Origin of the sequence: Brevibacillus choshinensis (assembly GCF_016811915.1) — a bacterium.
Taxonomy (GTDB): Bacteria; Bacillota; Bacilli; order Brevibacillales; family Brevibacillaceae; genus Brevibacillus; species Brevibacillus choshinensis_A.
Genome location: NZ_CP069127.1, coordinates 6,027,341 through 6,042,643 on the forward strand (window position 1 = coordinate 6,027,341; position 15,303 = coordinate 6,042,643).

General features: G+C 49.6%; 10 protein-coding genes. 3 read left to right on the top strand and 7 right to left on the bottom strand.

Translation table 11 applies throughout. The features are described 5' to 3' along the window. Positions 1-22: 22 nt before the first annotated feature. The 5 genes from JNE38_RS29880 to JNE38_RS29900 all read right to left on the bottom strand — a co-directional run bounded on the left by JNE38_RS29880 (position 23) and on the right by JNE38_RS29900 (position 5,664). Positions 23-1,741 (bottom strand): GMC family oxidoreductase, encoded by a 1,719-nt coding sequence (locus JNE38_RS29880; protein WP_203354638.1) that lies wholly within the window; start codon positions 1,739-1,741, stop codon positions 23-25. Positions 1,742-1,915: 174 nt separating this feature from the next. After that, positions 1,916-2,884, bottom strand: coding sequence for a siderophore ABC transporter substrate-binding protein (locus JNE38_RS29885; protein ID WP_238933770.1), 969 nt, complete (start codon positions 2,882-2,884; stop codon positions 1,916-1,918). A gap of 133 nt (positions 2,885-3,017) precedes the next feature. Continuing rightward, entirely contained in the window at positions 3,018-3,776 is a 759-nt protein-coding gene (locus tag JNE38_RS29890) for an iron ABC transporter ATP-binding protein (RefSeq protein ID WP_203354640.1), read from the bottom strand. Next, on the bottom strand, positions 3,770-4,714 hold the full coding sequence (locus tag JNE38_RS29895) for an iron chelate uptake ABC transporter family permease subunit (protein WP_203354641.1): 945 nt from the start codon (positions 4,712-4,714) through the stop codon (positions 3,770-3,772). The genes JNE38_RS29890 and JNE38_RS29895 overlap by 7 nt, the downstream gene beginning before the upstream one ends. Continuing rightward, the gene (locus JNE38_RS29900; RefSeq protein WP_203354642.1) at positions 4,711-5,664 is read right to left on the bottom strand and encodes an ABC transporter permease; all 954 of its coding nucleotides are present in this window, start codon (positions 5,662-5,664) and stop codon (positions 4,711-4,713) included. The genes JNE38_RS29895 and JNE38_RS29900 overlap by 4 nt, the downstream gene beginning before the upstream one ends. A 254-nt stretch (positions 5,665-5,918) precedes the next feature. On the opposite strand from JNE38_RS29900, the gene JNE38_RS29905 reads away from it, so the two are divergent. Continuing rightward, on the top strand, positions 5,919-6,524 hold the full coding sequence (locus JNE38_RS29905) for a PadR family transcriptional regulator (protein ID WP_203354643.1): 606 nt from the start codon (positions 5,919-5,921) through the stop codon (positions 6,522-6,524). 57 nt (positions 6,525-6,581) lie between these two features. Here the strand turns inward: JNE38_RS29905 and JNE38_RS29910 are convergent, their stop codons facing one another. Beyond that, positions 6,582-7,952, bottom strand: a complete 1,371-nt coding sequence (locus JNE38_RS29910; protein WP_203354644.1) for an MATE family efflux transporter — start codon at positions 7,950-7,952, stop codon at positions 6,582-6,584. A gap of 198 nt (positions 7,953-8,150) precedes the next feature. On the opposite strand from JNE38_RS29910, the gene JNE38_RS29915 reads away from it, so the two are divergent. Next, entirely contained in the window at positions 8,151-8,510 is a 360-nt protein-coding gene (locus tag JNE38_RS29915) for a response regulator (protein WP_203354645.1), read from the top strand. Positions 8,511-8,531: 21 nt separating this feature from the next. Here the strand turns inward: JNE38_RS29915 and JNE38_RS29920 are convergent, their stop codons facing one another. After that, positions 8,532-14,528, bottom strand: coding sequence for an AAA family ATPase (locus tag JNE38_RS29920; protein WP_203354646.1), 5,997 nt, complete (start codon positions 14,526-14,528; stop codon positions 8,532-8,534). Positions 14,529-14,653: 125 nt separating this feature from the next. On the opposite strand from JNE38_RS29920, the gene JNE38_RS29925 reads away from it, so the two are divergent. Further along, positions 14,654-15,244, top strand: a complete 591-nt coding sequence (locus JNE38_RS29925; RefSeq protein ID WP_203354647.1) for a cupin domain-containing protein — start codon at positions 14,654-14,656, stop codon at positions 15,242-15,244. Positions 15,245-15,303 lie beyond the last annotated feature (59 nt).

Consider the following 15,303-nt stretch of genomic DNA (forward strand, 5'->3'; position numbering starts at 1 on the left):
GTTGCCGTGCCTTTCCCCGCTTTTAATCCTCTTCGTCGTCGTCTTCCTTCTGAATGAAACGAGCCGCATTCAAGCCAATCATTTCAGCCGCAATCGACGTGTTGCCGTCTGGCAGAATCGGCGAGATAGAGAGGTCGGCAACCTTGAGATTTTTCGTGCCAAATACATTCAGGAAGCCGTCCACTACCCCTTCCTCAATCGTCTCCGCCATCCTGCACTGTCCGCCAAAGTGAAAGAAGTTGGAATACGAGCCTTTGACATAGGCCTCCAGCTGTCTTCGCTTTTCCGTCTCGTCTGGCATCAGAAAGATATTTTCAGGAGGGTACACGACTTCATGGATGCCGCTTCCCGGAGTACGCGCTTGCTTGATGATGTTGTACATATTGATGTATTGATCCACCAAGAAATTCAGATCGTCGGGATTTTGCAACGGGTTGAATGAGAACGATGGGGGCGCTTCCGGATCGCTATGTGCCGCCATAATCGTCCCTCTGCTCTTTGGATTCAAATCCAGCATGCCAAAACTCATGATGTTGGTGCCTTGCAGGACATTCAAATTCCATCCGTTCGCAAACACATCCTGAGCGGGGAGGAAAAATGGCACCGGGGCACCAAATATCTGCAGACGACGGCCTTCCAGGCTTGCTGGATGCTCCGCTTTGAATGCCCCCAGGGCCAGGGGTTGATCGGGGTCCGCCTGCAGGATCGGCACCAGCTGCGATGTCTCTACCCGGACGCCCATGCCGACATACGCATGGGTTTGCATGTTGTGACCCACGTTCGGGCTTTCAATCAACGTTTTGATCCCTGCCCGAGTCAGATCCTCCGTCTTTCCGATCCCCGATCGTTGCAGGATCACTGAAGAAAAAAAGCCCGCAGAGACGATAATGCCTTTTCGCGCATACCTTCTCAGGGAAACTCCATTTTTAACAAAATCCACACCAACCGCGACGTACTTTCCGCGCTTCTTTTTATCTTGAAAGACGATTTTGTCTACCGTGGTCTTTCCAAAAATGGCTAGCTTTCTGCCACCAACCCCAAACTGGTCTGATTGAAACTGGTTTCCTGGAGTGACGATCTGGGCGTTTAAATAGCCAGTAGCCGTCGAGGAGCGCACAAATTCGCCGTTGACCTCCCGCTGATTATACTGTCCTTTGTAAAACGTGCAGTCTCTAACACCCGTATTGTAATCCTGGACGATGGGGATGCCCAACACCTTTGCTGTCGCGTTGGTCAGCCTTTCAATCAGCCCATTTTCCGGAATGATTTGCTGCCTGATAAAAATCGGGCCATTTGTGCCTCTCTCGCCCGGGTTTTGGGTTTGTCCCGTGTACGTTTCATTTTCTTTAAACAATGAACGGATCTTGTCGTAGCTCCATTGATCTCCGACGAGGTCTGCCCATCTGTCATACAGCTCCCTGCTCCCCCGGACAGAATACATATCGTTGATTTCTGAGCTTCCTCCGAGAACCCGGCCGTTTTGCGACAAAAGAGGACGCCCGATCATCGCTTCTATGGTGGAAGTGATGTTATTCGCGTACCTGTTATCGCTGGCTAAAAAGATCGCTTGTTCAATGGAACCGCTGGTTAGCTCAGCCGTCATGTCGGTCCCTGCTTCCAATACCAATACCGAGGTCTTTTTATCATCCGTCAATTTTTTGGCAATGACCCCACCGGCCGTTCCCGCACCAATGACGATGTAATCAAAGATTTGCTTTTTGGATAAATGGTTTTTCTCCATCCTCCATTCCTCATCTCCCTGAAGCTGTGCTTCCCATTTTCTTTACTCTATGTACAAGTTTCGGCAATGGCTTGGACAAACGACTTGAGGCACTTACACTTTTTTGTCCCCAGCAGCAAAAATTCCACCCCCAGGCATTTGCCCTGAGAGTGGACTCGCTTTTAGCTTGTTTGATTATTTCAGGTCCGCCAGCACTTCATTTGCCATGCTGGCAGTGGAAACCAGTCCGCCGCCGGAGAGATACCAGTAGTTGGCATCCAAGTAGATGATGTTTCCGTCTTTAAATGCTTTCGTATTTTTGATCAGGTCGTTTTCAATCGTTTGCTTTGCAGAAACAGCCGCATCCTTGTTTTTGGAAACGATGCCGCCATCCACTACAAACAGGTAGTCAGGGTCTTTCTCTACTACGAATTCTGGGGAGATGCTTTGGCCGTGCGTAGACACTTCCAGATTGCTATCTACCGGAGTGAAGCCAAATACGTCATGTAGGATACCGAAACGGGAGCCTGGTCCAAATGCACTCAGTTTGCCTTCACTGGTCATGACGATCAGTGCGTTCTTACCGTTTGCCTTTGTTTTGTCAGTCAGCGCTTTGATGGACTCATTGATCTTGCCCAGTTCCTCATCTACCTGTGCTTCTTTTCCAAAAATGGTGCCAAGAGTCTTCATATTCGTTGTAAAGGAATCCATGTAGTTCTTCGTATCGACGCCCAAGAAGATGGTTGGTGCGATTTTGTTCAGTTCTTCATAAGCCTCTTGTTGACGACCGGAAATGAAGATGACATCCGGCTTCATTGCGTTGATTTTTTCAAAGTCCGGCTCTTTCAAGCTGCCGATGTTTTTGTATTTCGCATCTTTGAATTTCTCCAAGTATGGAGGCAGGTTGGATTGAGCTACACCGGTTACTTCAATTCCCAATTTATCCAAAGAGTCCAGTACACCGTAGTCGAATGCTACAACCGTCTGCGGGTTTTTCTTCAGCTTTGCTTCACCGAGTTTGTGCTTGATGGTCACTTCTTCAGAAGAAGCCGCCGACGCCTGTGCATCTGCAGAAGCTGCTGGCGTCTGTGCTGGAACTGGCGACGCACTGTTTGAACCGCACGCAGCTGTAACCAATGCTAGCAGCCCCGCCATCAAAGGCATAATCCATTTCTTTTTCACTTCTATCACCTCTACGTAAATTTGGGTTTTATCTAAAATTACCGATGGATGGACCATCACAATAATTTTAACGAGAGAAAAAGATTCTCATTCTCAAGTAAAAGAAAAAACAAAATCAGGCATAGTACACGCAGATTTTGTTTTCATCGATATCCTCGATTTGGATATCCATGTCATAGACCTCTTTCAAGGTCTTCGCACTGATGATTTCGTTCGTGGCTCCTTCTCTGACGACCTTGCCGTCCTTGAGAGCGACGATGTAATCCGAGTAGACGGACGCAAAGTTAATATCGTGAATCACAATAACCACGGTTTTCCCCATTTCATCTACCAAACGTCTCAGAACTTTCATGATCTGAACGGAATGCTTCATGTCCAGATTGTTCAGAGGCTCATCGAGGAGTATGTACTCGGTATTTTGGGCGACAACCATTGCGATATAGGCACGCTGTCTTTGTCCGCCGCTAAGCTGATCCAGGTACTTGTGCTGAATGTCTTCCAGCTCCATGTAACGGATCGCCTCGTCTACATGCTTCCAATCTTCTTTGGTGAGGTTCCCCTGCGAATAGGGAAAACGGCCAAAGCTGACCAGCTCACGGATTGTCAGACGAACGGTGATGTGGTTCGACTGTTTGAGAATCGAAATCTTTTTGGCCAGATCACTGCTTTTGCACTGGCCGATCTCTTTTCCCTCCAAAAGTATCTCCCCCTGATCCTTCGTCAAAAGACGGCTGATCATGGATAGCAGGGTGCTTTTACCAGCCCCGTTTGGCCCGATAAATGACGTGATTTTTCCCTTGGCGATGCAAAGCGACACATTTTCCACGACATTTTTGCTGCCATACTGCTTTGAGACATTCCGGATTTCTACCATGACTTATTCTCCTTTAGCAGAAGATAGATGAAGTAAACTCCACCAATGAAGTTGACGATGACGCTCAGCGTCGTGGAGAACGTGAAGACACGTTCGACAATCAGCAGGCCTCCCACCAGAGCTATGATGCTGATGAGCGCAGAGCCGACGATCAGGTGCTTGTGCTGATACGTCTTCATGAATTGGTGTGCCACGTTGACGACCAAAAGACCCAAGAAGGTGATCGGACCTACCAGAGCGGTAGCAATCGAGACGAGAATGGCGATGATAATCAGGAAACGCTTTACGACAAAATCGTAATTCACTCCCAGATTGATGGCCTGGTCCCTTCCCAGTGACAAGACGTCGAGGTATTTGACGTACCTCCAGAAATAAATCCCTACGGCAATGACGAGCACAAAGCTGATGATCAACAGATCCGTGTTGACGTTGTTGAAGCTCGCAAACATCTTGTCTTGCACACGCAAAAATTCATTGGGATCAATCAACAGCTGCAAGAAGGTTGAGAGACTGTTGAACAGGGTCCCGAAGATCAAACCGATTAGCAGCAGGAAGTAAATGTTCTGTCCTTCCCTTTTAAACAGCCATTTATAAAGCAGTCCTGCGAACAGGATCATCAAACCTACGGAAATGAGGAAGTTCACATTTTTGCTCATGAGTGTCAGGCTTGTCGATCCAAGCGCAAAAATCACGAGCGTCTGAATGAACATATACAGGGAATCCAATCCGATGATGCTGGGAGTAAGGATTCGGTTGTTCGTAATGGTCTGGAACACCAGCGTGGAAAAAGCGATGATGCTTCCAGTCAATACGATCGCCAAAATCTTTTTCAACCTCCGGGGGAGAACGTAATCCCAGTTTCCGCCCGCATCGATCATCAGGAATACGGCTATCAGAACAAGGGCAACAATCGTCAGGCCTATCATCTTCGCTTTCATCGGTCATACGCCTTTCTTCTCATGAGTAAGAAAATGAATATCGCGCTGCCGACAACACCGACCATCAAGCCGATAGAAATTTCGTAAGGGAAGATAATGAGGCGACCCAAGATGTCGCAGCACAGAACGAACACAGCCCCCAGCAAAGCCGTATGAGACAGGTTCTTCTTCAGGTTATCGCCCAGGTAAATCGTGACGATATTCGGAATGATCAATCCCAGAAATGGAATCGTGCCTACCGTGAGAATGACGAGAGAAGATACCATTGCCACGATAACGAGGCCGATGTTGACCACTTGTTTGTAATTCAGCCCCAGATTGATGGCAAATTCCTCACCCATTCCCGCGATCGTGAACTTGTTGGCAAACAGGTATGCGATGATGACGAGCGGGATGCTGAGGTAGAGCAGCTCGTAGCTCCCTTTCATGATCGAGGAAAAGTCTCCGTGCAGCCAAGCTGTCATGTTCCGGATGAGGTCGTATTTGTAGGCAAAAAACATCGTAATCGAACCGACGATATTGCCAAACATCAAGCCCACCAGCGGAATGAAAATGGAGTCTTTGAATTTGATCCTGTCGAGAATCTTCATAAAGATGAATGTTCCCAGTAGTGCAAACACGAAGGCCACGAGCAGCTTTAGCCACGGACTGGCGTCGGTAAACACCATCAATGAAACCAGTATCCCGAACCGGACAGAGTCTTCCGTGCCTGCCGTTGTCGGCGATACGAACTTGTTCCGCGTCAGCTGCTGCATGATCAGACCTATGATACTCATGCTGACACCCGCGATGATGATACTGATCAATCGTGGGATTCTGCTGATCCACATCACCTGCGTCTTCTCTTCCGTGAGATCGAACAGTTCCAGTGGGGAAATGTCTTTCACACCGATAAACAAGGAAGCTATCGACAGCAGGATGAGTGCTATTACTAAATATCTCTTCTTCATCGCTTTCCCTACTTTTCCCCATCCAGAGCTTTTTCTGATCTGTATAAAGAGATTCATTCTCATCAATAAAGAGATTCATTCTCAATTAGACCTTCTGTTGCTATATTAGCACTTCTTTATTGGGTATGAAAGCATTTTTTTGTTAGTCGGCTACATTCTTTTTTCTCGACGCATGCGGCCATTCGCTCTTGACACAATACGATATATCGCTTAATTTTAATGCGATATATCGTATTTGATGAGGAGGACTTTCATTGCGGAAACATTTTGATGCAAAAAAACCTCGTAAAAAAGAGTTTTCCGCTGATTTCAGTGGGGCTCCATTCTGGGAAAGCGGCGAGCGCCACTACTATCGCCATGGAGGCGGCGGTGGGCGCGGAGGCGGACGTGGCAAGCGTTTCTTTGGCAGAGGGGATGTGAAATACGCCCTTCTGGAGCTTCTGTCTGCAGCGCCCATGCACGGGTATCAGATGATGAAGGGACTGGAGGAAAAGTCAGGTGGCTTGTACACACCAAGCCCAGGGTCTATTTACCCCACCTTGCAAATGCTCGAAGATCGCGATATGGTCCATGCCACGGAAGTCGACGGCAAAAAGGTTTATTCCATTACAGAGGCCGGTCGCTCGTTCTTGCAGGAGCGCCCTGTGGAAAAGCCGCGCGATTTGGTCCATGACAGCGCCCGCGACATCCTAGTTGGAGAAGCTGAACTGCAGCAGGACCTGAATCAGCTCGTCGAATCGCTGAACAGGCTGCATGGAGAATCGCTGCAAGATCCGGCCAAGATGACCCGGCTCAGCTTTTTCCTCAAAAAAGTACGCCGAAAACTGGAAGGACATTTCGAAGAGGGATCCGACCAATGAGATTCAGCCAATGAAAAAAGGATCGGCTATTTTCCGATCCTTTTTCTCATTCTGACGTTATGAATGGTCGACAAGACTTTTGCGTTCCCATACCCGGCTGCGCCAACGGAAGAACATCACAATACCCCGAATCCATTCGTCGGTCGCAACAGCCAGCCACACTCCTGCCAGCCCCATATTGGCATGGAACGCCAAGACATAACCTAGCGGCAGACTGACCCCGACCATCGAGATCAATCCCATATAGACAGGAAATTTGGCATCGCCAGCGGCTCGCAATGAGTTGATCAAAATAATGTTGAAGACGCGTCCCGTTTCCAGAAATATGCTCAACAGGATGACCTGCGTGCTGATGCGCAGGATTTCCGGATCGCTGGTGAACAGCCCCATGATCGGCTCTCTGAATACGATGACGAGAATGTTGATGATGACGGTACAGACAAACCCCCAACGCAGGCTCACCCAGACTCGCCGGTACGCCTCTTCCTTTCTCCCTGCTCCCACCAACCGTCCGGTAATGATCGCCGTCCCCATTCCGATAGCCAGGCTGAACAGGTAGATGAACATGCTGAGATTGAGAACGTACTGTCTGGACGCCAGCGCGGCCGCTCCCAAAAATGTGACGTAGTACAAAAAGATCGCCTGACAACCGTTATACGTGATTTGTTCAAATGCGGAAGGAATCCCCACTCGGCAAATTTTACCCACGTATGATCGAGTAATCGTGAAGTAATCCTTGAGCTGTACCTTGTATTCGATCAGGCGGTAATACGTCCAGAAAAACACGATCAGGCCCAGCCCCCTGCTGAGGACCGTGGAAATAGCAGCCCCTTCTACCCCAAGCTCAGGGAAGCCCCAGCTCCCAAAGATCAGCAAATAGTTGCCTAGCACGTGGACGATGTTGATTCCGAGTGATATCAGCATGCTTTCCCGGGTAAAGCCATACGTGCGAACCATGCTTGCCAGCGTATTGATGATCGCCTGGATAAACAATCCTCCCCCGACAATGGCCGTATACGACTGCGCCAGCCGGAGAATCTCACCCTGCAGGTTCATCGTGGAGAGCAGAGCATTTCCAAACAGCAGAAAACCGATGCTGATCAAAATCCCGATCATGAGGTTCAAGGTAATGGCGATAGCACCGATCTTGGCTGCCTCATCGAGCTTGCGCGAACCGATGTACTGCGCTACTACGATGGATGCCCCGTGACCGATTACCTCCAGAACCAGAATGGCTATGAAAATAAATTGATTGGCTGCACCGACCGCGGATACAGCGTCATCGGACACGCCGCTGAGCATAAAGGTGTCCGTAATTCCAATGAGCGTAAACAAAAACAACTCCAGAAAAATGGGCCAGGTCAACGAGAACAGCCTGATTCCTTTCGCTTCCTCATTACTTTGCACCTGTACAGTTTGGGCGTCCATGATGTCACCTTTCATTTGGCATATGTAGCGCCATTTTACACCCTTCGCCCAACTGTTTGTAGAGTTTGTGTCGTATCTTTACACGAAATTTATCTCTGCTTGTTTTTTCTGACAATCCTCTTGCGGCGTTTTTCCCGCCAATGTTATTGTAAGAGAGGTTTATCCCACTATTTGGCTATACACACTCCAGGAGGTACTATGGCTCGTATACTTATTGCTGATGACTCCGTAGTCGTTCGAGAATATCTAAAGGTAATACTGGAACGAGCCGGACATCAGGTAATCGCAGAAGCAACCAGAGGAACCGAAGCATTCCAAAAGTATATCGCCTATCAGCCAGATCTGGTCACCATGGATATCAATATGCCAGATATGAATGGGATCGAAGCCGTCAAAAAGATTATGAGCCGCTTTCCGGATGCGAAAATCATAATGGTAAGTACACACGGGTTGAGGCCCCTGGTTTTTGAAGCGGTGAAGGCCGGAGCCATTCATTACATCATTAAACCGATAAACGAAGAAAAACTGCTTGTTGCCATTGAAAATGCCCTTATCTGACATTCAGAAAGGGCATTTTCTTTATACTCGCTGCAACATGTGCTCCTGCTCCTGCAGGGGGATTCGAAAGAGAAAGCGTGTGCCTTTCCCCTTCTGGGAACTGATCTTGACCGTTCCGCCTAACCGTTCTACCTCTCGTTTGACAATGGAGAGTCCCACTCCTCTGCCTGAGAGCTCACTTACCGATTCTTCCTTCGTGCTTACGTTCTCCTTAAACAGGGAATGGAGCCATTCCTGCTCGCTCCACGCGTACTCCCAGCCCTTTTCCTTGCCAATGGCCTTGATACTCTCCAGATCGACGCCTTTGCCATCATCGGAAATAGTCAGGAGCATCACCTGGCCCTCCTGCTTGATCTGACAGCGGATGGTTCCCCAGCGTTCTTTTTGTTGTGCCATCCGCTCTGCTTCGTCTTCAATTCCATGATCCAGCGCATTGCTGAATACGTGAACCAGACTGCTGGCGAAGTTTCCGAATCGCTCTGGATCTACCCATACATCCTCTGCTTCGATTTGCAGCGGATAGATTCGTTTGTCCAGACGTGCTGACACTCTCGCCACGTATTCGTCATAGCGGGACAAAAGCTCTGCGAACGGACGATTGCGCAGACGCTTAAATTCATGCAGCAGCTCGCCCTGGCCTTCCCTGTGCAAATACGTGGACAAATGCTCTGAAAAAGCATTCCATCGATCTTTGGAGAAGGAGACCGTCTGCTCCTTCTTTTCCAAAAAATCATTGCCCAGCTGCTGCCTCATAATATCCAAGTCACGCTGAATGGCCGAGCAAATCGAGTCCACCCCGTTTTGGATCTCATTCACCACTTCGGGAGCGTGGGCTTTGTTTTTCGCCAGCTGGACGAGTGTGGATTCCAGCTCATGGAGCTTCTCCGGTGTATGAATCAGATAGAATTGACTAAAGTCACCTTTGAACTGGTGGAGACGGCTAATCAGCTGGTAGAGCTTTTCTGCCGGCTCGCCTCCCTCTGCCCACATGTCCTTCCAATCCAATGTAACAAAGGAATTGAAGCTCTGCAGCACGGTTTCAAACAGGTCCAGGCTGATCGCAACGGTCACGACCATTTTCAGAACCTGCCATTCCTGCTCGACCTTGTTTTCCAGTGCGCGCTGCTCGCTAAGGTCAGTGAGGATCAGCATCAATCCGCCTGAGTATTCTCCGCGCCCCTCATCGATCGATTTGCACTCTACCTTCAATGGCAGACCGTTCACCACGATCTCCGTTGGGAACAAGCTAAGGTACAGTTCCCTTTGCGCTCCGTTTTCCAGCCCGAAGTACTTGCCAAGCAGCGATTCAATGAATGCCTGATCCTCTTTGCTGTCCGGATACAGCAGCTCTGCTACGGACAACCCCGCCAGCTCTTTGCCAAATATCCGAACGCATTCCTGGCTGTACTCGGAATGGATGAGCAAGCCTTTGCAGATCGATAAGAAGCCCTGGCCTGCATTGTTCAGCAGGTTTTTATTGGCGCGAAGGAGGTTCTCAATCTCTTCTGTTCGCTCCGCTACGATTCGCTCCAAAGATTGATTCCATTGCTCCATCTGGTGGTACAGCCGAGCATTTTCGATGAAGGTCGCAATCTGGGAAAACAGCAGGCGCAGCAGCTCCGTTCTGCCTTCGTTGAATACATGCGTGGACTCGTTATTCTCCAGGTACACGACGCCTACCATCTTGCCTTGCTGCCACAGCGGAGCGCATAAAATCGACTTCGGCATGTTTTTTGTAATGTACGGATCCTTGAAAAAGATCGCTTCGACATAGGCTTCATGCAGGACCAGCATCTCTTCCGTACGCATCACGTAGTTTACGGTCGCAACAGAGAGCAGACCTCCCTGCTCGTACGGAATAGACTGCAGAATTTCAATATCTTCATCAATAGAGCCCGCCGCTTCGATGAACCATTCACTCTCGTTTTTCAGAATGATAAACCCACGCTGTGCCCCGGCATTGCTCATGACTGTTCGCAGCATCGTAGCCAGCAGCTTGTCCAGTTTGATTTCGCTTGCGATCATCTGGGATGACTTGATGACCGTCATGAGATCGACCATATCTGGCGTATGTCCCGTTACGGTTATATCGGATCCAGTCTGATTGCTTCTTCCCAACCTTTCGATAGAAAGGTGGTGCTGCGCTTCGAGAGCCTGTGCCTTTGCGACCGCTCCCCACTGCAAATACCCGAAATGAGCCTCTGACAGGTAAATTTCCCCGACGGTTTCCATGCCCAGACTCAAATAGTGCTTGGCAGCCAGCTCATAGGCCAGCGCTTCGTTTTGCAAGAACCCATATTTCTTGGCAGACTGAATCGATTGCTCGTAGTAAGGGGTAGCAGCTTGGGCCTTACCCGATACAAGCATCCACTCCGCTCTCATTAACAAGTATTTATGATCGAAGTTTTCCGCACAGTTTGCGGCCCACTTTTTCATCCTTCTCAGGTTGGCTTTGATTTTTCTCGCATATTTCTGCCGGTCGGCCCAGTTCGCCCGCGGGTAAAGTCCCGTCAGGGCGAGTGTCTGGATAAAAACGTGCTCGCTGACCAGTATTTGCCCGCTGACAGTCTCCATCCACCGCTCGGCTTCCGTGGTCATTTCTGCTGCTTCTCGGTAGTTCCCAAAATGCAGGTGCACCATCGATTTGTAGTAGTGATACATGTATTTCTTGTAGTTGGTGCCATCAGTCTGCAGCGCCTGCACGTAAGCGGCTTCGTCAAAGTCCCCGTCACAAAAAACGGTTGGATCGCCGTCCTTACTTATCGTAAAACAGTGTAAAGCTTGCCTCAGCAACAGCAGCCGATCATCATGGTCGACCACCTTGAGCTGACGGATCAAATCCGCATAAAGATCGATCTGCTGGAGCAATTCATCGATCGGAGAGCCGCAGTACACCATCGCTTCCAGCAGCCCGTGAGCGTTGTAGGCAACGTAGATATTTCCTCCGCTCTCCAGTCCATGCTGAATCGCTTTCTTCAACAGCGGAATGTTGGTCTTGGCATGGTCGCGCCAGTGGTTAATCATGATCGCAAAAGCCCCATACGCTTTGGTCATCGCGATCGGGTCGTGAAAGCTGTCTGCCACACTGCACGCCAAAAGTCCGTAATCATAGCCTTCCTGATACTTTCCAAACTGGGTTGCCTGAACAATCCCGTACCCGGTATACCCGTTGGCAGAAGCCACATCATTGCCATGCACGAGCGACAGGTGTAGGACGCGGAGTATGGTCAGCGCAAACCAGTTCATATCGACAAAGTACGAAGAAGGACCGGCGTAGCTGATGATGTTCATGGCCATTCTGTAGTTTTCTTCTGGGATATTCGGCATGTAGAGCAGCTCATCCGCTTTTCGTCCCTTAAGCTTGCGTTTGATTTGCCACATTTCCTTGATGATGTCCAGCTTCCCCGGTTTCTTCGGAATCGAGACGCCAAGCAGCTGCAGGGCTTGATTTGCAATCTCCACCACGAGCTGGAACTTCGCCAGAGAGGTGTACATATGCACCTGAATCTCCAGGATCCGCACTTGTTCGGCATTGGTCTGGGCGTATTGCTTGACGAGAGCAAACAACGATTCTGCCGCATCAAAGTTGTTGCACAAGTACTCCGCTTCCGCCCTCATCGTATAGAGCTCGACGGCCAGCTGGCGATTTTGCTCCCAGCCCTCTTCCCGAAGGACTTCTGTCCCCTGGCGGAAAAACCGCAGAGCCGCATCAAAAGCCGTCGACAGCTTCGCCCGCTGACCTGCGAGCAAATGACAATGCGCCGCGTGCAATCTTTCCGTCTGGTCATCCATTAATTCCGAGCCCTGGTACAAATGGTTGCATATCTCAAAAAGCAGATCTGACTCGTAGGAATGCGACAGCTCCCGCATCATGCGCCCCAGCTTCAGGTGAACCATCTTTCGTTCGACCTCAGACAGCAGGGAATACGCTGCTTGCTGAATGCGGTCATGAAGGAACGTGAAGTGGATTTTCATATGCACCGCCGCATCCTCTTCCTCCAGCGCGGCATACGCCAAATAGCTGTCGCCATCTAGCGGATAAAGCAATCCCTCTTCCACTGCCGGCCATATGTGCCGGATGGTCTCCGATTCTTTTTGATTCCTCGCTTTGGCGACCATATGCAAATAAAAGTGATTTCCCAAACAGGCGGCATAGGCCAACAGCTTTTGGGTCAGCATCGGCAGCAGCCTCATGCGTTCAACCAGAAAATCAGCAACATTGTCAGCCGTCTCCAGCTTCTCGATTTCCTCCAGATGCCACGTCCATTCGCCTTCATCAGCTGCATACTTCATCAGACCCTTGTCGTACAAGGATTTCAAAAACTGGCGCGTAAAAAACGGATTGCCTGCTGTTTTCTGATGCACGACGCGCGCCAGAGGCAGAGTTGACTGCGGGTCAGCTTGAATGGAATCCGCCAGTAATTGAGTAATCTCACGGACCTCCAGCGGATGCAGGGAGATTTGCCGCAGGATTCGATTTTGGCTTCCCAGCTCAATCAGCGCGCTCATCATCGGATTCATCAGGCTGCCCTCCTGCTCCCGGTGCGCACACAACAGCAGGAAGTGGCTCACCTGCAGGTCGCTGATCATTTCCTGAATCAAAAACAGCGAAGACGGGTCTGCCCATTGCAGATCATCTAAAAACAGTACCAGCGGATGCTCCGGTTTTGCCCAGATCCTGACAAACCGCTGCATCACCATTTGAAAGCGATTTTTGGCCTCCGTCGCCGGCAGCTCGGGCACAGCCGGCTGTTTGCCGATGATCATTTCCAATTGCGGTATCACATCGACAATCACCTGGCCCATACCCTGCAGCGCTTCCAGGATCGTTTCGCTCCACATGTGCAGCTCTCGCTCATTCCCCGCGAGAATTTGCCGGATCAAATCCTGAAAGGCGAGCAGAATTGCCGAATAGGGCACGCTCTGTTTGTATTGATCAAACTTCCCTGAAACAAAGCGACCCTTTCCCTGCAGAAACGCTTTCTGAGCCTCTCGTACAAGGGCCGTTTTGCCTACTCCCGCATTTCCGCTGAGCATGATCAGCCTGGTCGCACCGTTGCTTATTTGCTCGAACGCTTCGGTCAACAGCTCTAATTCCGGTTCCCGCCCATACAGCTTTTCTGAAATATGCAATTGATTCGTTCGATCCTGCTCGCCCAGAGGAAACGTCTGGATGGATCCATCCTCCCGCAGCAGCTCCAGGCATTTCTCCAGATCGGCGATCAGCCCCGAGCTGCTCAGATAGCGGTCCTCTACGTTTTTGGACAAGCACTTCAGCACCAGATCCGATACAACATCCGGTATCGCAGGATGACTCTGGCTCGGTGGTACAGGCTTTCGAGCCATGTGGGCATGAACGAGCTCCAGCGCATCGTTCGAGAGGAAAGGAGGCCTGCCTGTCAGCATCTCGTACAAGCTGATCCCAAACGAATAGAAGTCAGAGCGATAATCGACGGTCCGGTTCATTCTCCCTGTTTGTTCGGGAGAAACGTAGCGTAAATTCCCTTGCCATTCTTTCGGGTTCATCGCGCTTTGGTACTCTCGGTACAGTCGTGTAGACAAACCAAAGTTAGTGAGCTTAACGCCATAGGTCTCTGGGTGGACTGTGATATTGGCAGGATTGATGTCTTTATGTACAACGCGGCTCTGGTGGATGAGCTTCATCGCCCGAGCAAGATTCAGCGCGATCGTGAGAATCTCTCGGATCGACAATTCTCGGGTATTCATCAGAACGGAGAGCGGCAAACCACCGTGGTCTTCCGTAATCAGCAATGTCTCCCGATCATTGTGAACCAGCTCTACGACTGCCTCGACAGCATCTGACCGTATGGAGTCCAGGATCCGATATTCATGCTTCAGCTTCCATATCGAATCGTTTCTCGGGATTCCCTTTTGCTGCGTCTTGATGATTACAGGCAGATTGTCTACGATCCGGAATGCGCGGTAGACGCCCATATTTACGTGGTTTGAGACGAATTCCGTAATCCTGTACCCAGGCACCAATAACTTGCCGCTCATTCTTTTCACTCCATTTTAATAGGCCTTTGGTCTTATCTATTGTTCATGGCTTTCGAATCATCTATATTTAAACTATATTCTGACATAAAACACCATTTATCGAAATAACTATTGGGAGGATAGCTATGGCAAATTTGAGTCGCACCGTTGGAAATCCCCATAACGGGGAAAGTGTCACCTTCATAAAAACCACCGAAGAAACAAATGGGGAGTACCTGCTGTTTCGTACAGACCTGCCACCCAATATTGGAATCTTCTTACACTATCATACCGAACTTGTGGAAACCTTTGAAGGTGTTAGCGGGAAATTAGATCTCACTGTTGATGGAAAAAAGATCACCCTGCAAAAGGGCGACAAAGCCGTCGCTCCGTTGGACAAGCATCACTTCTTTCAAAACAACACCAACGAAATGGTCAGCTTCAACGTAGAAATCAGGCCAGCCGCTCAATTCGAAGCCTTTGTTCGCTGCGGCTACGGACTTGACACGGATGGGAGAAGCTTTTACATGCCCTTTCTGAAGCAATACCTCCCGAAAAACATTTTGCTGTTGGGCACGCTGTTTGAAATGGGAGCATTCTATGTCCCTTACCTTCCGCTCTCCCTGCAAAAAGCGATCTTTGGCATGCTGGCCAAGCTCTCCGCCTGGACAGGTGCAGCAAAGACACTGGAAAAGTATTACATTCCTTCCCCAGAAAATCAACGCATTTCGAGCTAACGAAAAAGCACCCTGATAGCTGAGCGCAACAGGATGCTTATCACGATGATGGACGAGTC

Excerpts from the sequence above, each read along its gene's own strand:
- JNE38_RS29880 (WP_203354638.1), bottom strand. The coding sequence starts at position 1,741 with ATGGAGAAAAACCATTTATCCAAAAAGCAAATCTTTGATTACATCGTC.
- JNE38_RS29885 (WP_238933770.1), bottom strand. The coding sequence starts at position 2,884 with ATGCCTTTGATGGCGGGGCTGCTAGCATTGGTTACAGCTGCGTGCGGT.
- JNE38_RS29890 (WP_203354640.1), bottom strand. The coding sequence starts at position 3,776 with ATGGTAGAAATCCGGAATGTCTCAAAGCAGTATGGCAGCAAAAATGTC.
- JNE38_RS29895 (WP_203354641.1), bottom strand. The coding sequence starts at position 4,714 with ATGAAAGCGAAGATGATAGGCCTGACGATTGTTGCCCTTGTTCTGATA.
- JNE38_RS29900 (WP_203354642.1), bottom strand. The coding sequence starts at position 5,664 with ATGAAGAAGAGATATTTAGTAATAGCACTCATCCTGCTGTCGATAGCT.
- JNE38_RS29910 (WP_203354644.1), bottom strand. The coding sequence starts at position 7,952 with ATGGACGCCCAAACTGTACAGGTGCAAAGTAATGAGGAAGCGAAAGGA.
- JNE38_RS29915 (WP_203354645.1), top strand. The coding sequence starts at position 8,151 with ATGGCTCGTATACTTATTGCTGATGACTCCGTAGTCGTTCGAGAATAT.
- JNE38_RS29920 (WP_203354646.1), bottom strand. The coding sequence starts at position 14,528 with ATGAGCGGCAAGTTATTGGTGCCTGGGTACAGGATTACGGAATTCGTC.
- JNE38_RS29925 (WP_203354647.1), top strand. The coding sequence starts at position 14,654 with ATGGCAAATTTGAGTCGCACCGTTGGAAATCCCCATAACGGGGAAAGT.